The sequence below is a fragment of the Variovorax sp. LG9.2 genome (assembly GCF_035018885.1).
Classification (GTDB): domain Bacteria; phylum Pseudomonadota; class Gammaproteobacteria; order Burkholderiales; family Burkholderiaceae_C; genus Variovorax.
This window is the reverse complement of record NZ_JASJXB010000002.1, coordinates 217,863-241,056: the sequence shown is the minus strand read 5'-3', so window position 1 is coordinate 241,056 and position 23,194 is coordinate 217,863. Positions and strand designations below refer to the sequence as shown.

General features: G+C 62.8%; 20 protein-coding genes. 5 read left to right on the top strand and 15 right to left on the bottom strand.

The genetic code is table 11. The features are described 5' to 3' along the window. Positions 1-2 precede the first annotated feature (2 nt). The 9 genes from rbfA to QN413_RS03180 form a co-directional block, all read right to left on the bottom strand. Positions 3-374, bottom strand: coding sequence for a 30S ribosome-binding factor RbfA (gene rbfA, locus QN413_RS03220; protein ID WP_187052080.1), 372 nt, complete (start codon positions 372-374; stop codon positions 3-5). A gap of 21 nt (positions 375-395) precedes the next feature. After that, a complete protein-coding gene (infB, locus tag QN413_RS03215; protein WP_323495201.1) occupies positions 396-3,293 on the bottom strand; it encodes a translation initiation factor IF-2 in 2,898 nt (965 codons plus the stop codon). Positions 3,294-3,317: 24 nt separating this feature from the next. Next, positions 3,318-4,802 (bottom strand): transcription termination factor NusA, encoded by a 1,485-nt coding sequence (gene nusA, locus QN413_RS03210; protein WP_187052082.1) that lies wholly within the window; start codon positions 4,800-4,802, stop codon positions 3,318-3,320. A gap of 15 nt (positions 4,803-4,817) precedes the next feature. Continuing rightward, the gene (rimP, locus tag QN413_RS03205; RefSeq protein WP_323495200.1) at positions 4,818-5,471 is read right to left on the bottom strand and encodes a ribosome maturation factor RimP; all 654 of its coding nucleotides are present in this window, start codon (positions 5,469-5,471) and stop codon (positions 4,818-4,820) included. A gap of 141 nt (positions 5,472-5,612) precedes the next feature. After that, complete coding sequence (locus tag QN413_RS03200) at positions 5,613-6,818, bottom strand: YbfB/YjiJ family MFS transporter (RefSeq protein ID WP_323495199.1); 1,206 nt, start codon at positions 6,816-6,818, stop codon at positions 5,613-5,615. An 8-nt stretch (positions 6,819-6,826) separates the two neighbouring features. After that, the gene (locus QN413_RS03195) at positions 6,827-8,449 is read right to left on the bottom strand and encodes a dipeptide ABC transporter ATP-binding protein (RefSeq protein WP_323495198.1); all 1,623 of its coding nucleotides are present in this window, start codon (positions 8,447-8,449) and stop codon (positions 6,827-6,829) included. Then, positions 8,446-9,504, bottom strand: coding sequence for an ABC transporter permease (locus QN413_RS03190; RefSeq protein WP_323495197.1), 1,059 nt, complete (start codon positions 9,502-9,504; stop codon positions 8,446-8,448). The genes QN413_RS03195 and QN413_RS03190 overlap by 4 nt, the downstream gene beginning before the upstream one ends. A 4-nt stretch (positions 9,505-9,508) precedes the next feature. After that, positions 9,509-10,543, bottom strand: coding sequence for a microcin C ABC transporter permease YejB (locus QN413_RS03185; RefSeq protein WP_323495196.1), 1,035 nt, complete (start codon positions 10,541-10,543; stop codon positions 9,509-9,511). A gap of 10 nt (positions 10,544-10,553) precedes the next feature. Further along, complete coding sequence (locus QN413_RS03180) at positions 10,554-12,350, bottom strand: extracellular solute-binding protein (protein WP_323495195.1); 1,797 nt, start codon at positions 12,348-12,350, stop codon at positions 10,554-10,556. Positions 12,351-12,387: 37 nt separating this feature from the next. On the opposite strand from QN413_RS03180, the gene fabI reads away from it, so the two are divergent. Next, complete coding sequence (fabI, locus tag QN413_RS03175; protein WP_323495194.1) at positions 12,388-13,179, top strand: enoyl-ACP reductase FabI; 792 nt, start codon at positions 12,388-12,390, stop codon at positions 13,177-13,179. Positions 13,180-13,216: 37 nt separating this feature from the next. After that, positions 13,217-14,092: a DNA ligase gene (locus QN413_RS03170; RefSeq protein WP_323495193.1), complete on the top strand. Its 876-nt coding sequence runs from the start codon at positions 13,217-13,219 to the stop codon at positions 14,090-14,092. A gap of 16 nt (positions 14,093-14,108) precedes the next feature. Here the strand turns inward: QN413_RS03170 and phnX are convergent, their stop codons facing one another. The 6 genes from phnX to QN413_RS03140 all read right to left on the bottom strand — a co-directional run bounded on the left by phnX (position 14,109) and on the right by QN413_RS03140 (position 20,816). Beyond that, positions 14,109-14,936, bottom strand: coding sequence for a phosphonoacetaldehyde hydrolase (phnX, locus tag QN413_RS03165; protein ID WP_323495192.1), 828 nt, complete (start codon positions 14,934-14,936; stop codon positions 14,109-14,111). 20 nt (positions 14,937-14,956) lie between these two features. Beyond that, a complete protein-coding gene (locus QN413_RS03160; RefSeq protein ID WP_323495191.1) occupies positions 14,957-16,084 on the bottom strand; it encodes a TIGR03364 family FAD-dependent oxidoreductase in 1,128 nt (375 codons plus the stop codon). Further along, complete coding sequence (locus tag QN413_RS03155; RefSeq protein WP_323495190.1) at positions 16,081-16,782, bottom strand: HAD family hydrolase; 702 nt, start codon at positions 16,780-16,782, stop codon at positions 16,081-16,083. The genes QN413_RS03160 and QN413_RS03155 overlap by 4 nt, the downstream gene beginning before the upstream one ends. Positions 16,783-16,808: 26 nt before the next feature. Further along, complete coding sequence (locus QN413_RS03150; protein ID WP_323495189.1) at positions 16,809-18,545, bottom strand: putative 2-aminoethylphosphonate ABC transporter permease subunit; 1,737 nt, start codon at positions 18,543-18,545, stop codon at positions 16,809-16,811. A gap of 26 nt (positions 18,546-18,571) precedes the next feature. Continuing rightward, a complete protein-coding gene (locus QN413_RS03145) occupies positions 18,572-19,705 on the bottom strand; it encodes a putative 2-aminoethylphosphonate ABC transporter ATP-binding protein (protein WP_323495188.1) in 1,134 nt (377 codons plus the stop codon). 73 nt (positions 19,706-19,778) lie between these two features. Continuing rightward, complete coding sequence (locus QN413_RS03140; RefSeq protein WP_187052096.1) at positions 19,779-20,816, bottom strand: putative 2-aminoethylphosphonate ABC transporter substrate-binding protein; 1,038 nt, start codon at positions 20,814-20,816, stop codon at positions 19,779-19,781. A 143-nt stretch (positions 20,817-20,959) separates the two neighbouring features. Between QN413_RS03140 and QN413_RS03135 the strand changes: the two genes are divergently transcribed. From QN413_RS03135 to QN413_RS03125, 3 genes are read left to right on the top strand one after another with little or no spacing between them, the layout of a single operon-like run. Beyond that, positions 20,960-21,733: a phosphonate utilization associated transcriptional regulator gene (locus QN413_RS03135; protein ID WP_323495187.1), complete on the top strand. Its 774-nt coding sequence runs from the start codon at positions 20,960-20,962 to the stop codon at positions 21,731-21,733. Between the two features lie 3 nt (positions 21,734-21,736). After that, positions 21,737-22,285, top strand: a complete 549-nt coding sequence (locus QN413_RS03130) for a phosphonate degradation HD-domain oxygenase (protein WP_323495186.1) — start codon at positions 21,737-21,739, stop codon at positions 22,283-22,285. Next, entirely contained in the window at positions 22,282-23,184 is a 903-nt protein-coding gene (locus tag QN413_RS03125; protein WP_323495185.1) for a DMT family transporter, read from the top strand. The genes QN413_RS03130 and QN413_RS03125 overlap by 4 nt, the downstream gene beginning before the upstream one ends. Positions 23,185-23,194: the final 10 nt, after the last annotated feature.

Sequence of the window (23,194 nt, the reverse complement as noted above, 5' to 3'; positions counted from 1 at the left end):
GGCTACTCGTCCTTCGAGCGGGAGGCGACGGCCTGAGCGATCAACGCATTCATGTCGGCCGCACGCTCGGTGGTTCGGTCGAACAGGAAGTGCAGCGTCGGCACGGTATGGATATGGAGGCGTTTGAACAGGCCGTTGCGGAGAAATCCGGCTGCCTGATTCAACGCTTCGGTGGTCTCGACAATGTCGCCCGTGAGCACGCTGAAGAAAATCTTGGCGTGCGCGTAGTCGGGCGTGACTTCGACCCCCTGGATCGTGACCATGCCTACGCGCGGGTCCTTCAACTCGCGCGCGATCAGTTCCGTCAGATCGCGCTGGATCTGATCAGCAACCTTGAACGAGCGGTTGGGGGCTGCGGCTTTTCTCTTGGGCATGGCCAGGTTCGCTTGGGCGCTTTACAGCGTCCGGGCAATTTCCTTGATCTCAAAGAACTCGAGCTGATCGCCCTCTTTGATGTCGTTGTAGTTCTTGAGCTTGATACCGCATTCGAAGCCTTCCTTGACCTCGCGCACGTCGTCTTTCATACGTTTGATCGAGTCGACCTCGCCGGTATAGACGACCACGTTCTCGCGCAGCAAACGGAAATGTGCACTGCGGTTGACCGAACCCGAAGTGACCATACAACCTGCGACCGTACCGATCTTGGAAGCGACGAACACCGTGCGGATCTCGGCCGAGCCGATGATCTCTTCGCGGCGTTCGGGCGCCAGCATCCCGGACATCGCAACCTTGATCTCGTCCACAGCGTCGTAAATGATGCTGTAGTAGTTCAGCTGCACGCCGTTGTTCTCGGCCAGCTTGCGCGCACCAGAGTCGGCCCGCACATTGAAGCCGATGACGACCGCCTTCGACGCGATGGCCAGGTTGATGTCGTTCTCACTGATGCCGCCGACACCGGCGTACACGATCTGCACCTTGACTTCTTCGGTCGCCAGCTTGAGCAACGATTGCGCCAATGCTTCCTGCGAACCCTGAACGTCGGCCTTGATGATCAGGCGCAGCGTCTGCACCTCGCCTGCAGACAGGTCCGTGAACATGCTCTGCAGGTTCGATGCCTGCAAACGCGCCAGCTTAGTGTTCCGGAACTTGCCGGCACGGTAGGTGGCGATTTCGCGCGCACGGCGCTCGTCGGCCATCACCATGAACTCGTCGCCGGCTTGCGGCACCTCGGTCAGGCCCTGAATCTCGACCGGAATCGATGGACCCGCGGTCTTGATCGTCTTGCCGTCTTCGTCCACCATGGCGCGCACGCGGCCATAGGTCGAGCCGGCGAGCACCACATCGCCAGTCTTCAGCGTACCGGACTGGACCAACACGGTCGCGACGGGACCACGGCCCTTGTCGAGGCGCGCTTCAATGACCAGACCCTTGGCAGCGGCATCGACCGGCGCACGGAGTTCGAGCACTTCAGCCTGCAGCAGCACTTGCTCGAGCAGTTCGTCAACGCCCTGGCCGGTCTTGGCCGAGACAGAGATGAAAGGCACTTCGCCGCCGTACTCTTCGGGCACGACTTCTTCGGCCACCAGCTCCTGCTTGACGCGGTCCAGGTTGGCATCGGACTTGTCGATCTTGTTGATCGCGACCACGATCGGCACACCGGCAGCTTTCGCATGCTTGATGGCTTCCTTGGTCTGCGGCATCACACCGTCGTCGGCCGCCACCACGAGGATGACGATGTCGGTGGCCTGTGCACCACGGGCTCGCATGGCGGTGAACGCCTCGTGACCCGGGGTGTCAAGGAACGACACCATTCCACGATCGGTTTGCACATGGTAGGCACCGATGTGCTGCGTGATGCCGCCGGCTTCGCCCGCTGCGACCTTGGCACGGCGGATGTAGTCGAGCAACGAAGTCTTGCCGTGGTCGACGTGACCCATGACCGTAACCACGGGTGCACGTGGCAACGACTCTGCGGTCTGTGCGGCCGCGTCGTCGTCGGTGAAGGCTTCCGGATCGTCCAGTGCCGCCACCATCGCGTTGTGACCCATGTCTTCCACGATCACCATCGCGGTGTCCTGGTCGAGTGACTGGTTCATGGTCGCCATGATCCCGGCCTTCATCAACTGCTTGATGACTTCCTGGGCCTTGACGGCCATCTTGTGCGCAAGCTCGGCCACGGTGATGGTTTCCGGCACGTGCACGTCGAGCACGCGCGCTTCGACCGGAGCGGCTTGCTGCTGATCTTCGTGGCCGCCACGATCGTTGCTGCCACGACGGCCGCGCGGGCCTCCGCGCCAATTGCCGCGACCGACGCCACCGCTGGCATCGCCGCGGGTCTTGATTTCCTTCTTCTTGGCCGGATCGCCAGCCCAGCTCGACGAGAGCTTGGCGGACTTGACGTCCTTGCTGGCGCCGGGCGCGGTCGTGCCAGGCGCTGCAGGTGCGCCGGGACGTGCCGCGGGCGTGGCGGGCTTGTGCAAAGTGCCCTTAACGGCCGGCTTGACTTCTGGCGCAGGCTTTTCGGGCACCTTGTGCGGCACAAGCACGCGAGCGGGCGCATTCATCATCGCGCGGATGGCTTCGGCTTCGGCGAGTGCCTTGCGGCGGCGTTCGTCCAGATCCTTGGCACGTGCAGATTCTTCGTCGGCACGGGCCTTCGAATCGGCCGCGGCCTTGGCTTTGGCGTCTTCCTTGGCTTGCGCCACGGTGGCGTCGGCTGCCGCCTTGGTGGCAGCAGCACTGGTCGCTTCTTCGGTTATCGCAGCCTTGCTGGACGCGCCTTCGGTCGCGACGGCCGGCACAGCAGCCGCCTTCTTTTCGGCGGCGCGTGCTTCCTGTTCGGCTTTTTCAGCACGCTCGGCGTGCTCGCGCTCTCGCGCTTCGCTTTCTTCGCGAATGCGGCGCTTTTCGACCAGTTCTTCTTCCTGGCGGCGAATCAGTTCGGCCTGACGGCGAGCTTCTTCTTCGCGCCGCGCCAATTCAGCTTCGTCTATGCCAGGGGCAGCAGGCGCCTCAGCCTCATGCACCGGCTCGGGCGCCGCGGTCGGCCCTTCATCGCGCTGGATGAATGTGCGCTTCTTGCGCACTTCGACCTGGATCGTGCGGGCACGCCCCATCGCGTCGGCCTGCTTGATCTCGCTGGTCGACTTCTTGGTGAGCGTGATTTTCTTGCGCTCGGGCTCGGCCGTGCCGTGGCTGGCCTTCAGGAAACCGAGCAAGCGCTGCTTGTCGGCCTCCGTGAGCGCATCGGTAGGCGCGGCTTTGGGCACGCCTGCGCTCTTGAGCTGGTCAAGCAAGGTTTCGGGAGTCTTCTTGAGCTCGTTCGCGAACTCGGCGACAGTGGTACTGGACATATTGGTTTCGTGCCTTCATGACCGTCACTCTTGGCCAGCGAACCAATGTTCGCGGGCTTTCAAGATGAGGGTCGTGGCGTCAGCGGCGCTGTGGCCGGTGATCTCGGTAAGTTCATCGACCGCAAGGTCGGCCAGGTCGTCACGGGTGTGTACACCCGCCTCGGCCAGTTTTGGAATCAACTCAGGGTCCAGGCCTTCGAGGTCGCGCAGATTTTGCGAGACGGTCTCGACGCCCTCTTCCTTGGCGATTTCCATTGTGAGCAGCGCATCTTTTGCACGCGTGCGCAGCTCATTGATCGTGTCTTCGTCGAAGCTCTCGATTTCAAGCAGTTCTGAGATCGGCACGTAAGCCACTTCTTCGAGGCTGTTGAAGCCCTCGGAGATCAGGATATCGGCCATTTCCTCGTCGACATCGAGCTTTTCCATAAAGAGCTTGCGGCTGGCATCGGTTTCGACGGCCTGCTTTTGCGCAGACTCGTTGGCGTCCATGATGTTGATCTTCCAGCCGGTCAGGTCGGACGCAAGGCGCACGTTCTGCCCACCGCGGCCGATGGCGATGGCGAGGTTTTCCTCGTCGACCACCACGTCCATGGCGTGCTTTTCTTCATCGACGACGATCGACGACACATTGGCGGGAGCCAAAGCACCGATGACGAACTGCGCTGGATCTTCGGACCACAGCACGATGTCGACGCGCTCGCCGGCCAGCTCGTTGGTAACGGCATTGACACGCGTACCGCGCACGCCGACGCAGGTGCCGATCGGGTCGACACGCTTGTCGTGCGACAACACGGCGATCTTGGCACGCGAGCCCGGATCGCGAGCGCAGCTCTTTATTTCGAGCAGGCCCTGTTCGATTTCTGGCACTTCCTGGCGGAACAGCTCGATCATGAATTCCGGCGCCGAGCGCGACAGGATGATCGGCGCGCCGCGCAGCGTCAGGTCGACTTCCATGATCATGGCGCGGACGCGGTCGCCATTGCGCAGGTTTTCCTTGGCGATCATTTCGCTGCGGCGCAGGCGCCCTTCGACGCGACCAGCCTCGACGATGATGTCGCCCTTGTCCAGGCGCTTGACGGTGCCGACGAAAATCTTATCGCCGCGCGACATGAAATCGTTGAGCAGCATCTCCCGCTCGGCGTCGCGGATCTTTTGCAGGATGACCTGTTTGGCCGCCATCGCGCCAATGCGGCCGATGGGTACCGAGTCCACCGTTTCTTCGATGTACTCGTCGACCTCGATGTCGGGCATCTCTTCCTTGGCTTCGAACAGGAGGATTTCCTGGTCGGGCAGCTGCAGGCCGGCTTCATCCGGAACGACATGCCAACGGCGGAAAGTCTCGTAGTCACCGCTGTCGCGGTCCACGACCACGCGGATGTCCACGTCGCCCTGGTGGAGCTTCTTGGTGGCCTGGGCCAGCGCAGACTCGACCGCGCCGAAGACGACGTCACGTTCGACGTTCTTCTCGCGCGAGATCGCATCCACCAACATCAACATTTCGCGATTCATGCCACTGCTCCTCGATCAATCCTGTCCATTGCCTGTGGCGGCTTTGGCGGTTTTCGTCTTGCGACCCTTGAAATCCACAATCGGCGCGAGCCGCGCGTCACGCAGCTCGTCCAACCTGAAGCCGAGCGCCTGCAACGGGGCCGGCTCACGCTTCTTGCTCACTTTTTGTCCAGGCTTGGTCTTCGGCTCTTCGCTCCAGACGATCTGCCAGCCTCTGACGGAATCGCTTCCGTCGGCGCCAGCCGCACCTTCGACACGCTCCAGCGTGCCGCGAAACTTCTTGCGGGTGGGCGACACCTGGCCCGCCGCGGCCGCTCCCATGGGGGCCTTCAGCGTGAGGTCGATCACCTCGCCTGCGAAACGCTCGAAATCCTGCTCATTGCGCAGCGGCCGGTCAATACCCGGCGAGGAAACCTCGAGCCGCTTGTATTCAGCACCGTCCACTTCCAACGCGAACTGCAATTGCCGCGTGACCTTCTCGCAATCTTCCACCGTGACGGCAGCATCGGGCAAGCCGGCAGCCACAGCTTCCGAGTTGGGGGCCTTCCATGGCAAATCAATCGTCACGCGCAGCAACCCCCCGGCCGATCTTTCGATCTCGACGAGGTCGTAGCCCAACCCCTTAACGGTCGCGACCACGGTTTGTTCCACTGTCTGCTGCAATGCCACGTGTTCGAAGGTGCCCTATCTGGAAAGCCGGAATGCCGGAAATGCACAGACCAAAAAAAACGGGCGGTTGGTACCCGCCCGTTTGGTCGTGAGCCTCGAATTATATGCCATTCAGGTGACAAATAAAGGCTTTCCCAGGCCTTAGACGGCTGCCACGCGGCTTGAGGCACGCGATTTCGACCATACCCACGCAAACATGACGCTGCCGAGCGCCAAGGCTGCCGCCGCGACCAGCAAGGGCACCCCGAACGAACCGGTGCGCTGCGCCAGCGGCGCAGCAAAAAGCGGCCCCAGAATTTGGCCGACGCCATAAGACGCCGTCGCATAGCCGATCAGCCCTGCCGCTGAATTGCCGCGGAGCCGCCGCGCCTCGCGCACGGCAAACAGCGTGATGACCGTAAACGGCAAGCCGAGCAGCAAGCTGCCAAGCGCGAAGCCGACGATGGTGGGCCAAACCACCGACAGCACGACACCTGCCGCCTGCAGCGCATAGGCAATGGCCATGAGCAGCCGGTTGTCCCAATGCGTTGGCGCTCGGGCGCCGATCAGCGCGCCGACGATCACCGCCAGCCCGAACAAGGGCCAGAAAAGGTCTGGCCAGGGAGACCCAGGCAACGCCTGCCGCGCGATGACAGGCAAAAACGTCGCTGTGATGATGTACCCAAAGCCGGCGATACCGTACAGAGCGATCAACCAGCCGGCGTCCCCGCGCGCCGCCTGAGTCGCTGCAGCAGAACGAGGCGTCGCTAACATGCCCACCGACGCTGGCACTGCCTTCGCGCCATCGTCGAACACGCGCCAGATCACCGCGATCAGCGCCAGCGCCACGATGCCGAAACCGATCCACGCCGCATCGGAGCCCCACCGCCCCACCACGCCGCCAAGCAGGCCGGTCGTCGCGATGCCAACGCCTGGCCCGGTAAAGATCACGCCGCCCAGCATCGGCGAATTGGTTTCTGCGAGCCGGCGTGCGCCCCAGCCGGACGCAAAGACAAACACCCAAGCACTCATCACGCCAGCGGCCGTCCGCAGCACGCCCCAGATGCTGAAGCCGTGCAGCAATCCCATTCCGATCAGCAACGCCGCGGTCGCAATCAGGCCGCTGCGCACCATCGTTGTGGCCTTGACCCGGAGCGACGCGCAGGTTACCGCACCAACGAAGTAACCCAGGTAGTTGAGCGACGCCAGCAAACCGCCCGCCTGCAGGTCGAGCTTGCCCTCATGCAACATGATCGGCAGCATCGGTGTGAAAGCGAAGCGCCCCAGGCCCATGGCTACCGCGAGCGTGACCATGCAAGCCAGCGCCGCACGCCAGGCTCCGCGTCGATCCGATTCAAAACTTGTCATTCTTCATTTCAGGTGGCCAATGCAGCCCGGACCAGTGTTTGCGTGTAGGGATGGTGTGGTGAGTCGAGCACTTCATCGACACTGCCGCGCTCCAGGATGGCACCGTCCTTCATGACGATCACCTGATGCGCCATGGCCCGAATCACTTCGACGTCGTGCGTGATGAGCAGGTAACTCAGCCCGCGCTCGCGCTGCAGCTTTTGCAGGAGACCGAGCACCTGTTTTTGCACCGTGACGTCGAGCGCACTTGTAGGTTCGTCGAGCACCAGCAACTGCGGGTCGACGATCAGGGCACGCGCAATGGCCAGTCGCTGCCGCTGGCCACCCGAAAATTCATGCGGATAACGGTCGAGCAGCGCGTGGAATTGAACCTCCGTCAAGCCGACATCGGCCAGCGCCGTCAGCACGCGATCCCGCCGCGCGGACGAGCCGAGCGCCGGCTCGTGCACAAGCAGCCCCTCACCGACGATCTGCTCGACTGTCATCCGCGGTGAGAGCGACGAGAACGGATCTTGAAAGACGACCTGCATGACGCGGCGCAGTGCCCGATCAGCGCCCTTGCCGGCGGCCCAGCGTTGCCCCGTCACTGCAAGCGTGCCACCGTGCGGCAGCAAGCCCAGCGCGGCCAGCGCCAACGTCGACTTGCCCGAGCCCGACTCGCCGACCACACCCAGCGTTTCGCCCGGCACGATGCGGAAATCCGCGCCTTCGACGGCTACGAACGATCCCTTGCTGAACCATCCGGCGATGCCGGGGCGCGGCACCGGGTAGACCACTCGCAGCGCTTCGGCCTGAAGCACAGGCGCCGCATCGTTCTTGCTCGGCACCGGGCTCACGTTGCGCACCGGATGACTGTCGATCAGCTTGCGCGTGTAGGCATGGCGCGGCGCGTCGAACACCGCCGCAACATCGCCCTGCTCCACGATGTCGCCGTTTTCCATCACGGCCACGCGATCGGCGAACTTGCGGACCAGATTCAGGTCGTGCGTGATCAACAGCACCGCCATGCCGTAGCGGCGCTGCAGGTCGGCCAGCAGTTCGAGAATCTGCGCCCGCACCGTGACATCGAGCGCAGTAGTCGGCTCGTCGGCCAGCAGCACCCGCGGCTTGCAGGCCAGGGCCATGGCGATCATGGCGCGCTGGCGCTGCCCGCCCGACAACTGATGTGGTAGTGCCTGCGCCCGCCGTGCCGGCTCGGCGATGCCGGTGTCGGCCAGTAGCTGGACCGCTGCAGCCTGGGCAGCACGCGCCGACAGGCCTTCGTGCAGTTCGAGCACCTCCGCGATCTGGTCGCCGACGCTGTAGAGCGCGTTGAGCGCTGTCATCGGCTCCTGGAAAATCATCGCGATCTCCTTGCCGCGGATGCCGCGCAGTCGCTGCTCAGGGAGCGACAGCAGATCGCGAAAACCTGAATCTTTGTCGCCACCCTGAAGCCTGGCGACGCCACTCACCGTGGCGTTTTGCACGAGTCGCAACAGCGACAACGCAGTCACCGTTTTGCCCGAACCCGACTCCCCGACGAGCGCAAGCTTTTCGCCCGCACCGATGCTGAAGTCGACACCGTGCACGACTTCCTTGTCGCCGAATGCGACCCGCAGATTCTTCACCTCGAGCAGCGGTTCGAACTTCATTTTTCGGCCTTGCGCGGGTCGAGCGCGTCGCGCAGCGCATCGCCCATGAAAGTGAGCAGCATGAGCGTGACGACCAGCACGGCAAAGGTCGACAGCGAGATCCACCAGGCGTCGATGTTGGCCTTGCCCTGGCTCAGCAATTCGCCCAGCGATGGCGTGCCTGGCGGTACACCGAGCCCCAGAAAATCCAGCGAGGTCAACGCCAGGATCGCGGCACTCATGCGAAACGGCAAGAACGTGACCACCGGCGTCATGCTGTTGGGCAGGATGTGGCGCCACATGATCTGCATGTTGCCGACCCCCAGTGCGCGTGCGGCGCGCACGTAGTCCATCTGGCGATTTCGCAGGAACTCGGCACGGACGTAATCGGACAAGCCCATCCAGCCGAACAGGCTCAGCAGAATCAAAAGCAATGCGATGCTGGGCGCGAAGATCGCACTGAAGATGATGAGCAGGTAGAGCTCCGGCATCGAGCCCCAGATTTCGATGAAGCGTTGAAACGCAAGGTCGGTCTTGCCGCCGAAGAAGCCCTGGATGGCGCCGGTGATCACGCCCAGCAAAGTGCCGATGAACGTGAGCGCCAACGCGAACAACACGCTCACCCTGAAACCGTAGATCAGTTGCGCCAGCAGGTCGCGCCCACGGTCGTCGGTGCCGAAAAGGTTGTCACGCGACGGCGCCGAAGGATTGGGAAACTTCGCGAAATAATTAAGCGTCTTTGGCCCGTACGGGTTGGGCGCATAGAGCGCCCAGTTCGGTCCTCGCGTGATGCGCTCGCGGATGAAGGGGTCGAGGTAGTCGGCAGGCGTTTCGAAGTCGCCGCCGAAGGTCTTTTCGGCATAGTCGCGCATCACCGGAAAGTACGTTTGGCCTTCGTATCGAACCACCAGCGGCTTGTCGGTCGACAGCAATTCGGCGAACAGGCTCAGTACGACGAGGATGCTGAAAAGCACGAGACTCCAAAACCCGAGCGGGTTGCGTCGAAAACGCCGCCACGCGCGCCGCGCCGGTGACAGCGACGGGGCTGAGCGCGCAGGCGCCACGATCGTGTTCATGGGCTCAGTCAAACTTCACTCTCGGGTCGACCCACACGTAGCAAAGATCGCTGATGAGTTTGGTCACCAGGCCGATCAGGGTGAAGAGGTAAAGCGTGCCGAGGACCACCGGGTAATCACGACGGATCACGCTCTCATAGCTCAGCAAACCCAGCCCGTCCAGAGAGAACAGCGTTTCGATGAGCAACGATCCGGTAAAGAACGCACCGATGAAAGCCGCCGGAAAGCCCGTGATGATCGGGATCAGCGCATTGCGAAACACATGCTTCCACAGCACTTGCCGCTCCGACAGACCTTTGGCGCGCGCGGTCAGCACGTATTGCTTACGGATCTCTTCGAGGAACGAGTTCTTGGTGAGCATGGCGGTCACCGCAAAACTGCCGAGCACCATCGCGGTGATGGGCAAGGTGATGTGCCACAGATAGTCGACGATGCGTGCGCCCCAGGTCATGCTGTCCCAGTTAGACGAGGTGAGCCCGCGCAGCGGAAACCACTGCAACTGCCCGCCGAAGATCACCAGCAGCGCCACCCCGAGCACGAAGCCGGGAATCGCATAGCCGACAAGCACGACCAGCGTGGTCACGAAGTCGAAGCGAGAACCGGCGCGTACCGCTTTGGCGACGCCCAGCGGCACCGCGATGAGGTAGCTGATGAAGAAGGTCCACAACCCGAGGCTGATCGACACCGGCAGCTTTTCTTTCACCAGTTGCCAGACGTCCTTGCGTTGATAGAAGCTCTGCCCGAGATCGAAACGCGCGAAAGATTTCAGCATGCCCCAGAAGCGCTCGATCGGCGGCTTGTCGAAGCCATAAAGCTGCTTGATTTCTTCGATGCGCTTGGCATCGAGTCCCTGCCGCCCGCGGTAACCTGCACCGCTCGACGCTGCACGCTCACCGCCCGAGTCGCGGCCTTGCAGCTGCGAGACCATTTGCTCTACCGGCCCGCCGGGCACGAACTGGGTCACCACGAACGTCAGGATGAGTACGCCGAGCAGCGTCGGCACCATCAGCAACAAGCGTTTGAGGATATAGCCGGCCATTGGCGTTGATCTACTTGTTGGAAGGCGACGCCCACCAGGTCGCCATAGCCCACGAATCTGGCTGATAAAACGGCGGCAGGGTCGGCGGCAGCACAAAGCCAGCCGGCCGATAGCCGACCAGGAACGCATCGCTGTACCACTGCGGGATGGAGTAGTAACCATGCGACAACACGCGGTCGAGCGAGCGCATCGCGGCGGTTAGCTCGGGGCGTGTCGTGGCCTGCACCACCTTCTGCAGCAGCGCATCGACCGCCGGATCGGCGATGCCCCAGATGTTCGATGAGCCGGTCGTGGCCGCCGCCTTGGAACCGAACAGCTCGAACATCTCGCCGCCCGGCGCATTGCTGCCAGGCAGTCGCACCGTGGTCATCTCGAACTCGAAGTTGTCCATGCGCTGCTGGTACAGCGAGCCATCGACAGTGCGCACCCGCAGGTCGATGCCCAGCTTGCTCAGCGACGTTTGCAGCGGCGTGATGAGCCGAATCAACGATGCCTGGTTGTTGAGCAGCTCGATGTCGAAGACCTCGTTCTTCGCATTGCGCAGCGCGCCGTCGCGATATGTCCAGCCAGCTTGTGCCAGCAGCTGTTGCGCCTGCCGCAAGTTGTCGCGCAAGCTCGCCGGCGGCAGGGTCGTCGGCGACACGACAGCGGGCCCGAACACAACGGGCCGCAGCTCCTTGCGCAAGGGTTCGAGCAATGCCAGCTCGTCCGACGTCGGCGACCCCGACGCATGAAATTCGCTGTTTGGGAAATAGCCGTCCACGCGTTTGTAGAGGCCGTAGAAAAGCTGCCGGTTGAGCCATTCGAAGTCCATCGCCAAGCCAATCGCTTGTCGCACGCGCACGTCCTGAAACTTCGGGTTGCGCAGGTTGAACACGTACCCCTGAAAGTCGCCAGGGTTGCGGTTCTCGAAGACCTGCTTTTTGACCTCGCCCGAATCGAACTGCTTGCCGCTGTATTGCCGCGCCCAATTGCGCGAAATGAACTCGCGCATGAAGTCGAACTCACCGGCTTTGAGGCCTTCGAAGCGCGCCGTCTCGTCGAGGTAGAGCTTGAATGTCAGTCGGTCGAAGTTGAACTGCCCCTTGCGCACGGGCAACTGCGCACCCCAGTAGTTCGGGTCACGCAGGTAGGTGATATCGCGTCCCAGCCGCGCGCTGGCTGGCTTGTACGGGCCGGACGCAATCGGCACATCGCTGGTGATCTGATCGAACGGCTTGCCGCCACCCCATGCACGGCTGAACACCGCCATGCCACCTACCACCAGCGGCAATTCGCGATTGGGGTTGGCAAACTCGAATCGCACGGTGCGCTCGTCGACAGCCACCGCACGCTTCACCTCCGCGTAGATCGTTCGAAACTGGGGAGCGGCCAGCTTGCCGGTCAGCGTTTCGAACGAATGGACCACGTCGGCGGCCAGCACTGGCGAACCATCGTTGAAGCGCGCCGTCGGCCGCAGTTTGAAAGTAGCGGACAGCATGTCGGGCGCCACCGTGACATCTTCGGCGAGCAGGCCGTATGCGGTCGTGGCTTCTTCTGAATTGCCAATGAGCAAGCTCTCGAACACCAACAACCCCAGTCCTGCCGGCGCGGTGCCCTTGAGCGTGAACGGGTTGAACTTGTCGAAATTGGTGACCGCGATCGGCGGCACCATGCGCAATTCCCCGCCTTTGGGTGCGTCGGGGTTGACGTAACCGAAATGCGTGAAGCCTTCGGGGTATTTGATATCGCCGAATTGTGCGTAGGCATGGGCTGCCCACGAGGGGGCTGCCACGAGCATCCACAGACAAAGCAACCAACATCGCATGCGAGAATTCTGCACAAGATTTATGTGAGGCAAATTTATGGGCTTTCTTTCGGGCAAGAAACTGTTGATCACAGGCGTGCTGAGCAACCGCTCCATCGCCTACGGCATCGCCAGAGCGTGCCACCAGCAAGGCGCAGAACTGGCATTCAGCTACGTCGGCGAGCGCTTCAAGGACCGTACCGCCGACTTCGCGAAAGAGTTCGGCTCCACGCTGATCTTCGATTGCGACGTGAGTGACGACGCGCAAATCGACAAACTGTTCGCCGACCTTTCTCAAAGCTGGCCCAAGTTCGACGGCTTCGTGCACAGCATAGGCTTCGCGCCGCGCGAAGCGATCTCGGGCGACTTCCTGGAAGGCATCACGCGCGAAGGCTTCCGCATCGCACACGACATCAGCGCCTACAGTTTTCCGGGCATGGCCAAGGCGGCACTGCCCTATCTCAACGACAAGTCGGCGCTGCTGACACTGACCTACCTCGGCGCGATTCGCGCGCTGCCCAACTACAACACGATGGGTCTTGCCAAGGCGTCGCTCGAAGCCTCGGTGCGTTATCTCGCCGGGTCGCTCGGCCCGAAGGGCATGCGCGTCAACGGCATCAGTGCCGGACCAATCAAGACGCTGGCGGCCAGCGGCATCAAGGGCTTCGGCAAGATCCTGTCGGCCGTCGCCGAGGTTTCGCCATTGCGTCGCAACGTGACCATCGAAGACGTCGGCAACGTCGCTGCGTTCTTGTTGAGCGATCTGGCAAGCGGCGTGACGGCCGAAATCACCTATGTCGACGGTGGCTTCAGCCAGGTCGTCGGCGGAATCGACGAACCGGCATCCTGACCGGTCCCGTCGCGGAGAGAGTGCCTGGGAGGGCCATATGAAACGGCGCATTTTTCTATACGCGGCTTTCGCTGCTGCGATCACCACGGCCACCAGTGTCACATCGCTGGCTCCTGCAGCCTACGCGCGCGAGCCGGCACCACCGCTGATGCTGGCCGAGGTGTACCGCCGCGGCATGTCGCTCGACGGCTTCTGGGTCAGCGAGAAGTACGACGGCGTTCGAGGCTACTGGGATGGCAAGCAGTTGTGGACGCGCGGCGGAGAGCGCGTGACAGCGCCCATCTGGTTCACTGCGCCACTGCCTCGCACGCCGCTCGATGGTGAGTTGTGGGCCGGACATGGCCAGTTCGAGCGTGCGCTCTCGACCGTGCGCAGCCAGACGCCCAACGACGCTGCCTGGCGCGAGATGCGCTTCATGGTGTTCGACTTGCCAGCCCAACCCGGCACTTTCGACCTCCGGCTGGCCGCGCTGAAAAAGCTGCTGCCAATCACCAGCGCGCCCTGGGTGATGCCGGTGGCTCAAGAGCACACGACCACGCATGCCGACTTGCAGGCCCTGCTCGACAAGACCGTCAAGCTGGGCGGCGAGGGGCTGATGCTGCATCGCGGCGCGTCGCTCTATCGCGGCGAGCGCAATGGCGACTTGCTCAAGTTCAAACCCTATGACGATGCCGAGGCGCGCGTGGTCGAGCAACTACCGGGAAAGGGCCGACACACCGGTCGACTCGGCGCCTTGCTGGTCGAGACACCCGAAGGGCGACGCTTCAAGCTCGGCGGCGGCTTCACCGATGCGCAGCGCGACAACCCGCCGGCGGTGGGCGCCTGGGTGACCTACCGTTTCAACGGTGCAAACGCCAGCGGACTGCCGCGCTTCGCACGATTTTTGCGGGTGCGGGAAGAAGGCCCGACCTGAAATCGGCGCCGCTCGATCAGGGCGCGATGCCTTGCCTGAGCTTCGCTTCGATACCGTCGATCACCGGCAGCAAATCGGCCACGCTGTCGATCACGTAGTGGGCGCCTGATGCCTTCAGCTTGGCGGTGGCGATCTGCCTGAGCGCATCCTGGCTGGCAGCGTCGAGTGCCTGCCATTCAGCCAGCGACAGGCCGACCGCGTTGCCGCTCACAGCCAGCCCCACTGTCCAGGTGCCGGCATGGATGCCCTCTTCGATCCCGACACCCGTGTCGTCGACCTTGACCACGCTCGACGGTGGCCACACGCCGATGTCGGCAAAGGTGCGGTACATCATCAACGGCGAGGGCCGCCCGGCTGCCAGATCCCCGGCGCAAACCAGGTTGTCCGGCACGTAGCCGCCAGCGGCAGCGATGGGCGTCACGACTTCCATGATCGGCCGGTTGTATCCGGTGGTCGAACCGATCTTGAGCCCGCGCGCGCGCAGCGTGTTAACCATCTCGACCGCGCCCGGAATGAAGTCTGCGAAGTCGGCCACGACGGCCGCATTCATCGGCGTGAAGACTTCATACAGGTGGTCGACGTCGGCATCGGTGAGCGGCCGGCTGAAACGCTTTTGCCACTGCGCGGCGACGCGCGGCAATGTACCGAGCGCCTTGATGTGGTCCCACTTGGCCACGCCCATCGGCCCGCGCGCTTCGTCGACGGTGATCACGATGCCGAACTTTTCGAACAGACGCACGAAGGCGCCCATTGGCGCGCAGGAACCGAAGTCGAGGATGGTGCCGGCCCAGTCAAAAACGACGGCGCTGAGGTGGCGAGGCAATGCGGCGGAAGAAGTGGTCATGGAAGTTTGTCTCGAGAAATCTACCAACCGGCGAAGACATCCTCGGCAATGCCGAAAGCGGTGCTGGCACCGGTGCCGCTGGTGACCAGCACCAGCCGCGTAGCGTCGTCGGGTTGGTCGATCAGACAGTCGGTTGTGGCGGATGAAGGATAGGTGCCAACCCAGCGCTCGGTCACCTTGGCCTGCTGCAACTTCAAGGCCTTGTGCATGTGACCGAGGATGAGATCGTCCACGCGCTGATCGGCAAAGGGTTCCGGCGCGGCGCCGTAGTGATGCGAATCGCCGACGACCAGCGAGCCGTCGGCGCTCTGCACCACGATCAGGTGAATGCCGTTGTCGAGCGACTCGCCCTCTTCGCGGCGCATCTGTTCGAGCAGCAGTGCCGCGGCCGGCAGCTTGCTGTAGCCGTGATAGCGCACCAGGCTCAGATCGGACATCACAGAGCCGGGCAAACGGAAGCCGGGCTCGGGCTGAACGCGCAGCATGTGCAACTGGCACAGCGTGAGCTTGTGCTGCGCCAGTCGTTCCGCGAAGAGGCCGTGCAAGTCGGTGTTGGTGCAGACGACCACGCGCTCCGCATGCAGGGCGGCGAGCGAGGTGCGCACTCGCGGTGTGGCGACTTCGAGTACCGCTTCGCCGAAGCGAAACACCACGCCCAACGATGCGGCCAGCCACTTGGCAAGCAGACCGATAGCGGTGCGCGATTCGACCCGCATCTCGTGAGGGCTGTAGAGCACCGCTTGGGCGCCCTCGAGTTGCATGACCGGCGCGCGCCGCATGGCCTCGCTGATGTCGAGCAGCTCGCAACCGTCTCCCATTGGTGTGGCCATGAACTCCCCGAGCACCTTCAACGCCTGGGGGCGAAAAGCGCTCAGGTACAGGCCGTGATGCAAAACGGCGATGCCCGCTTGCGGGGCGACCTCGCCCCACACTTCCCGCGCGCGGCGGGCACGGCGCCAGGTGTCGCCTTCGCCCTGGCCGGTGACTGTGATGAAGCCGAAGTTGCGGATCGATGCACCGACGCACGCGGCGTCGCGTTCGAGCACACAGACTTTCAACCCGCGCTTGGCCGCCGTGTACGCGTGAGCCAGGCCGACGATGCCGGCACCCACCACGATGAGATCGAATTTCGTTTCGGAAGAGGTCATGATGAAGAAGAAGGAAGCCCACGCGCCAACCGAAGCACCGGCCAGTGCCGCTGCTGCGCTTCGACCGCGAGGCGAGCATCGGGATCGACCACGACAGGCTGGCCGACCACCAGCAACAGCGGCAGGTCGTTGATCGAATCGCTGTAGAAAAAAGCACGCGCGAGTTGCGCGTCGAGGCCATCGGTCGTGTCGTCACGCGCTGCCAGCCAGTTGCGCAAGCGCATGACCTTGCCCTCGCGCATATTGAGCACATCGCGCGTGCGGCCAGCAAAACGGCCATTGGCAAGCACTTCGAGCTCGGTCGCGATCACATGCTCGAAGCCAAGTTCGCCCGCAGTCAGTTCGACAAGAAAGCGACTCGTCGCGCTGGTCAGCACCAGCAGATCGCCACGATCGCGATGTTGCTGGACGAGTTCGCGTGCCGCGTCCGGAATGCGCGGACTAATCACTTCGTTCATGAACGCAGCGCGCGTCGGCGACCACTCGGCCGGACTGCGGCCCTCGAAGGTGGAAGCGAAAAATTCACAGAACTCGCCCGGCGCTGCTTCGCCTGCGTGATAACGCCGGTCCATGTCCGCGTTGCGCTGCGCGAAGCAGTCGCCGAGCAGGCCGCGGCTCACCAAAAAGTCGGCCCACAGTACCTCGCTGTCGCCGGTCAGCAAGGTGTTATCGAGATCGAACAGGGCCAGAGTTTGCATGGGAGTGGACATCGCAGTGGACCGTATCAACGGTTCGGCGCCCGCCAGGCTTGCGTGCGGTGGTCGATCCACTTGCCGAGCGCCATGTACAGCAAGGTGACGACCAGCGAGGTCGCGGCGATGAGCACCGCCATCGCGGCGGCCGGGCCGGTGTCGCCGGCTTCGTCGAGGTTCAATATCGCGACGGCCGCCACCTTGGTGTCGGGTGAGTACAGAAACACCACGGCCGAGATCGTCGTCATCGCGTTGATGAAAAAGTAGCGCGACACATCCAGCAAGGTCGGCAGGCAGATCGGCAGCGTGACACGCCAGAAGGTCTTGTAGAACGGCACCTTGAGCGAAGCCGAGACCGACTCGAATTCCGGGTCGATCGACTTCAACGCGGTGACCATCGTCAGATGGCCCGTCGTGTAGAAATGAATGATCGTGCAGAGCACCAGAATGCCCAGCGACTGGTACATGAAGTTCAACGGATTGGCAGGTGCGTTGAAGAAGAAGATGTAGCCCAAGCCGAGCACCAGGCCCGGTACCGCCATCGGCAGCATTGCCATCAACCGGATCACCGGCCGCGCCCAGTCGAGCCCGCGCGTCTTCTCCAGCAGGTAGGCGCCGATAAAGACGACGATGGTGCCGATCACCGCCGTGCATGCCGCCAGCTTGAGGCTGTTGAGCATTGCGTCGCCCAGTTCGGCATCGACCAAACCTGACACGTAGTGCGAGAAGCTGGGTGTCAGGTTGTACGGCCAGAGCGTCGCGAACGATGCGAACACCGCCATGAAGAACATGGCCAGCATGAGCGCGACGATCACGCTGCAGTAAAGCGTCATCGCCAGGTCGAAGCGGCGCGATGGCCGCGGCACCATCGCCACCGCGCGCGCCGACAAGACCGACACTTGCTTTCGCTGCACGAAGTAATCGATGGCGAAAGTGAGCACAGCCGGCGTCAGCAAGAACAGCGCGACGACCGCGCCACGCCGAAAGTCCTGCTGACCGATGACAAGCTTGAAGACGTCGGTCGCCAACACGTTGAAATTACCGCCGACCACCTTCGGGATGCCGAAGTCTGTCATCACCAGGGTGAAGCTCACCAACCCCGAGGAGATCAGCCCGTACTTGGCACCCGGCAGCGTGATGGTAAAGAACTTCCGCACCGTGCTCGTGCCCAGCGCATCGGCCGCTTCGTACAGCCGCGCATCGGCCAGCGTGAGCGCGGTGACCAGGATCATCAACACGTGCGGGAACACGGAGAAGCACTCCGCCAGCACGATGCCCGACGGTCCGTAGATGCCAGTGAACCCGAGCGCGAGCCAGAAGTCCTTGGCAACACCTTGATTGCCGAACCAGTAGATCAGCGAGATGGCCGACAGCAGCGACGGCGCCAGCAGCGGCAGCAGCGTGGTGGTGCGAAAGAGCGGCTTCAACGGCATGCAGCTTCGCGTGAGCGCATAGGCGAAGGTGAATGCCAGCGGCACCACGATGATCATCACCAGCACCGACACCCAGGTGCTGTGCCAGAGGCTCTGCATCAGCGCAGGCGACGCGATGTAGCTGCCGAACGCGCTCACGCCCGACGCAGCGCCATCGGGTGTCTCCAGCGCCTTAGAAAGAATAAACAGCAGCGGCGCCACAAGTCCGATGGTGAGCAAGGCGACTGTGAACAGCAGCGCCAAATGCGACATTCGATCGACCCAATAGACACGTTGCTTCAGCGGGGGCGCGACCAGTACGATCGACGCGGCTGACAGTGCGGGGAATGCTGACATCGAGTTCTCGCGCTATCGCGGTCGCGTCAGGCAGCAGCTGCCATGGCAGACACGGGAGCCACGGAATGCATGGGGGAAAGAGGAAACACCCGCAGCCGATCGGCCCGCAGCGAAAAGCGCACGCTGGCACCTTCGCGCACGCCGAACTCGTCCATCTGGTTGAGCGAATACTGCAGAAGCAACGGCTGCCCGGGGATGCCGAGCACGTCGACTTCGGCCAGGCAATTGCCACCCAGGAATTCAATGTGCCGCACAGTGCCCTCGCATCGCATCGGATCGTCGTCGAGCACGTTGCCGACCACCCGGTCTTCCGGACGAAGGTAGAGCGCGACGTCGCGGCCGGGCCTGAAGTCCGCGCCATGACCGGCCGCCGTCTTCAGGCGCATGTCGCCACAGCGAAACCAGTGATCGCCCTCCGCTACTGCGGTCAGCCGATTCACCTTGCCGACGAAATCAGCAACGAACGGAGATGCCGGTTCGCGGTACACCTCCAGCGGTGTGCCGACCTGCTCGATCACACCGTGGTTCATCACCACGATGCGGTCGGCCACCGACAGCGCTTCTTCCTGGTCGTGCGTAACCATCACGGTCGTCACGCCCAACTCGCGTTGCAGCGACCGGATTTCGTTGCGCAGATGCACCCGCACGATGGCGTCGAGCGCAGAGAGCGGCTCGTCGAGTAGCAGCAGCCCTGGCGACGTCGCGAGCGCACGTGCCAGCGCGATGCGCTGCTGCTGCCCTCCCGACATCTGTGCCGGGTACTTTCCGCCGCTGCCCGGCAAGCCGACCAGCTTGAGCAGCTCTTCGACCCGCTGCGCGATCTGCGACCTGCTCTGCTTGCGGTTGACCAGCCCGTAGCCGACGTTCTGAGCTACCGTCAGGTTGGGAAAGAGCGCATACGACTGGAACATGATTCCGTAGTCGCGCCCGGCTGGCGGCAGCACAGAAATGTCACGGCCGGCCTGCAGGATGGTGCCAGCCGTTTGCGTCTCGAGCCCCGCGATGATGCGCAGCAACGTGGTCTTTCCGCAGCCCGACGGCCCGAGGAAACAGACGAACTCGCCCTGTCTAATCGACAGATCGATGCCGTCCAACGCGTTGAACGCGCCGAAGCTTTTGCGGATGCCCTTCAGTTGAAGGTAGTCGTTGACTGCAACCATTGCGATGACCTTCGCTGGCTTACTTCGCTTACTTGGGTTACTTGGGTTACTTGGGTTACTTGGGTTACTTGGGTTACTTGGCTTTGGGCTCGCTCTTGGCGTCGTAGCGTTTCGACCATTCGGCCAGCGTCGCAGCGCGGCCCGCAGCGGCTTTGTCGAAGTCGAGCTTGATCAAACGTGACTCGTAGTCGGCAGGGATGTTTGCCAGCTTGGGCGCCACGCCCGGCTGCGCTGTGATCGCGAAGTTCTTGCCGTAGAGGATCATCGCGTCCTTCGACGAAGCCCAGTCGGCGAGCTTCTTCGAAGCCTCAAGCTTTTTGGTGCCCTTGTAGATCGCAAAGCCCTCGAGGTCCCAACCGAGGCCTTCCTTCGGGAACACCAGGTCGATCGGTGCACCCTTGGTCTTGTTCATGTGTGCGCGGTATTCAAACGAGATGCCCGCCACGTATTCACCGGCCGACGCCATGGTGCATGGCTTGGACCCCGAGTGCGTGTATTGGCCAATGTTCTCGTGCAGCGCGTCCATGAACTTCCAGCCGCCGCCCTTGCCGCCATCGTCGCCCCACATCTGCAGCCACGACACGACGTCAAGGTATCCGGTGCCTGAAGAGGCGGGATTGGGCATCACGACCTGGCCCTTGTAGATTGGGTTGGTCAGGTCTTTCCAGGTCGTCGGGATCGGCAGGTTCTTCTTCTTGGCCTCGACGGTGTTGAAGCAGACCACTGCACCGAACACGTCCATGCCCCACCAAGCCGGTGGCGATGCCTTGTCCCGGTACTGCGACATGATCGCGTCGAGGTTCAACGGCGCATAGGGCTCGAGCATGCCGTCGCGCTTGAACAGCGCCAGGCTGGTGGCTGCCACACCCCAGATGGCGTCGGCTTGCGGGTTAGCTTTTTCGGCGAGCAGCTTGGCGGTGATGACGCCGGTCGAATCGCGCACCCACTTGATTTCAATGTTGGGCTCGACCTTGTTGAATGCTTCCTGGTAGGCCTTCAGCTGGTCGGTTTCGAGCGCGGTGTAAACGGTCAGCTGGGTTTTCTGCGCCCATGCGCCGGCGGCACACGCCAGACCGAGCAGGCCAACAATCAGGGACTTTGCGAACTTCATTTAAGGGGCTCCTGGATCTAAAGAAAATCGAAGATGGACTCTGCCGGACCGACACGACATATTCGTGACACGAAGGCAAAGCAAAATCGGGACCCGATCGAAAACTTAGTTTATTGTCTTTTGTAAATTGTAGACAATCTCGAATGACTGACCTACGATCGATCATGGTCAAAAAGATATCCAGCAGTCCCGCCATCGCACAGCTTCAGGGCAATTCGCTCGCGAATCTGGTGCAGGTCGAGATCGAACGCATGATTCTGGATGGCGAGTTGTCGTCGGGTTCCAAGCTGACGGAAGCCACGCTGGCAGAGCAACTCGGCGTATCGCGCGGCCCGGTGCGCGAAGCTTTTCGCATGCTCGAGGAAGCTGGATTGGTTCGTACCGAAAAAAACCGCGGCGTGTTCGTGCGCGATGTGCCGATCGAAGAAGCGCTGGAGATCTTCGAATTGCGCGCCGTCTTGGATCTTCATGTGGGACGCAAACTTGCGGAAGGGATCAGCACCGCAGAAGTCCGCGAGTTGCGCCAGCTGACCGACGCCATGGACCAGGCCGTGAAGGCCGACAACGCGCACGACTACCACCGCTTCAACCTGAAGTTCCATGACCGCTTGCTCGAACTCGCCGGCAATACCAAGCTCACGTCGACGTACCGCAAGCTGGTCAACGAACTCTCGCTGTTCCGACGCCAGAACCTCACCAACGAATCGATGACGGTCTACTCGCGGGAGCATCGTTTGATCGTTAAGACCATCGCAGCGGGCGAGCCTGAGGCAGCCGGCCAGGCGATGTACCAGCATGTGATGAACAGCCGCGAACGCACCCTGCGCAACTACGAGGCCAAGCAGGCAGACGCATTGAAGGCTGCGGTCCTGACCGCTGGCAATGCAGTTAAATCGAACGCCACCGTGGAGGCCTGACCCATGGCACTGACACTGCAAGACATCCACACGCTCTTTACTCGCCACGGCGCCGCGCAATACAGCGGCGAGCCGGTCACGCAGCTCGAACATGCACTTCAAAGCGCCTACCTCGCAGAACAGGCCGGTGCCGACGACGAACTGGTGACGGCTGCCTTGCTGCACGACCTCGGCCACCTGCTCAACGACCAGGGCGAGACGCCGAGCCTGCGCGGCGTCGACGATGTGCACCAGTACTTCGCCCTTCCCTTTCTTCGCGGCGTGTTCGGCGAGCGCGTGCTGTGCGCGATCAAGTGGCACGTCGATGCAAAGCGCTACCTGTGTGCGACGCGACCCGACTATTGGGCCAGCCTGTCGGCCGACTCCAAGCGCAGCCTCACGTTGCAAGGCGGCGTCTTTTCAGCCGAGCAGGCGGCGCAATTCATCGCGCAAGAGAACGCGCCCGAGGCGGTGCAATTGCGACTGTGGGACGACCAGGCCAAATCAGCCGACCTAGTCACGCCAACGCTGGCGCACTACCTCGCGCGCGCCCGCCGCTGCATGGTTCAGTGAACACCGTCGCACCGGTGGTGCTCGCTGCAGGACTGACCGCGCCGATCGTGCTCGCCGTGCTGTTCGGCGCGCTGCTGCACGCCAGTTGGAACGCGCTCATCAAGTCGGGCCGCGACAAGCAGCTCGACACGGCGCTGATCCACAGTCTCGGCTTTTTCCTGGCTTTGCCGGTGCTGCTCTACCTCGGATTGCCGAGCGCGACGTCATGGCCTTACATCGCCACGTCGACGGCCATCCATCTCGGCTATTACATCGCGCTGGCCGGTGCTTACCGGCATGGCGATCTCGGCCTCACCTATCCCGTGATGCGTGGCAGCGCGCCTCTGCTGGTCGCCCTCGGCAGCTTCACCTTCATCGGCGAGCGGCTGTCGCTGGTAGCGTGGCTCGGTGTCGCTGTCGTTTGCGCCGGCGTGCTCACGCTCGGGTTGTCAAGGTCGGCGCTGCACGTCGGCGACGAGTCGCAGCGACGTAAGGCGCTGACCTTTGCGCTCTGCAACGCCGCCATCATCGCGCTCTACACGGTGGTCGACGGCATCGGCGTGCGCGCGTCCGGCAATGCGCTGGCCTACGTCGCAGCGCTGTTCCTGTTCGATGGCATTCCGTACCTGCTGCTGGTCATGTGGCAGCGGCCCGCCGCGCAACGCGGTGCAGCACTGCGCTACATGGCGGGCCGCTGGAAGCTTGCTTCTGTCGGCACGCTGGCGTCGCTCGGCAGCTATGCGATCGCGCTGTGGGCCATGACGCGTGCGCCGGTGGCGCTGGTCGCCGCGCTGCGCGAAACCTCGGTGCTGTTCGCAGCCGTCATAGGGACGCTATTGCTGCGCGAGCCCTTCGGCTGGCAGCGCGCCATCGGCACCGTGGTCGTGGTGTGCGGAGTGATCGCGCTGCGCTTCGGCTGAAGCGCAGCGC

Excerpts from the sequence above, each read along its gene's own strand:
- rbfA (WP_187052080.1), bottom strand. The coding sequence starts at position 374 with ATGCCCAAGAGAAAAGCCGCAGCCCCCAACCGCTCGTTCAAGGTTGCT.
- infB (WP_323495201.1), bottom strand. The coding sequence starts at position 3,293 with ATGTCCAGTACCACTGTCGCCGAGTTCGCGAACGAGCTCAAGAAGACT.
- nusA (WP_187052082.1), bottom strand. The coding sequence starts at position 4,802 with ATGAATCGCGAAATGTTGATGTTGGTGGATGCGATCTCGCGCGAGAAG.
- QN413_RS03200 (WP_323495199.1), bottom strand. The coding sequence starts at position 6,818 with ATGACAAGTTTTGAATCGGATCGACGCGGAGCCTGGCGTGCGGCGCTG.
- QN413_RS03195 (WP_323495198.1), bottom strand. The coding sequence starts at position 8,449 with ATGAAGTTCGAACCGCTGCTCGAGGTGAAGAATCTGCGGGTCGCATTC.
- QN413_RS03190 (WP_323495197.1), bottom strand. The coding sequence starts at position 9,504 with ATGAACACGATCGTGGCGCCTGCGCGCTCAGCCCCGTCGCTGTCACCG.
- QN413_RS03185 (WP_323495196.1), bottom strand. The coding sequence starts at position 10,543 with ATGGCCGGCTATATCCTCAAACGCTTGTTGCTGATGGTGCCGACGCTG.
- QN413_RS03180 (WP_323495195.1), bottom strand. The coding sequence starts at position 12,350 with ATGCGATGTTGGTTGCTTTGTCTGTGGATGCTCGTGGCAGCCCCCTCG.
- fabI (WP_323495194.1), top strand. The coding sequence starts at position 12,388 with ATGGGCTTTCTTTCGGGCAAGAAACTGTTGATCACAGGCGTGCTGAGC.
- QN413_RS03170 (WP_323495193.1), top strand. The coding sequence starts at position 13,217 with ATGAAACGGCGCATTTTTCTATACGCGGCTTTCGCTGCTGCGATCACC.
- phnX (WP_323495192.1), bottom strand. The coding sequence starts at position 14,936 with ATGACCACTTCTTCCGCCGCATTGCCTCGCCACCTCAGCGCCGTCGTT.
- QN413_RS03160 (WP_323495191.1), bottom strand. The coding sequence starts at position 16,084 with ATGACCTCTTCCGAAACGAAATTCGATCTCATCGTGGTGGGTGCCGGC.
- QN413_RS03155 (WP_323495190.1), bottom strand. The coding sequence starts at position 16,782 with ATGCAAACTCTGGCCCTGTTCGATCTCGATAACACCTTGCTGACCGGC.
- QN413_RS03150 (WP_323495189.1), bottom strand. The coding sequence starts at position 18,545 with ATGTCAGCATTCCCCGCACTGTCAGCCGCGTCGATCGTACTGGTCGCG.
- QN413_RS03145 (WP_323495188.1), bottom strand. The coding sequence starts at position 19,705 with ATGGTTGCAGTCAACGACTACCTTCAACTGAAGGGCATCCGCAAAAGC.
- QN413_RS03140 (WP_187052096.1), bottom strand. The coding sequence starts at position 20,816 with ATGAAGTTCGCAAAGTCCCTGATTGTTGGCCTGCTCGGTCTGGCGTGT.
- QN413_RS03135 (WP_323495187.1), top strand. The coding sequence starts at position 20,960 with ATGACTGACCTACGATCGATCATGGTCAAAAAGATATCCAGCAGTCCC.
- QN413_RS03130 (WP_323495186.1), top strand. The coding sequence starts at position 21,737 with ATGGCACTGACACTGCAAGACATCCACACGCTCTTTACTCGCCACGGC.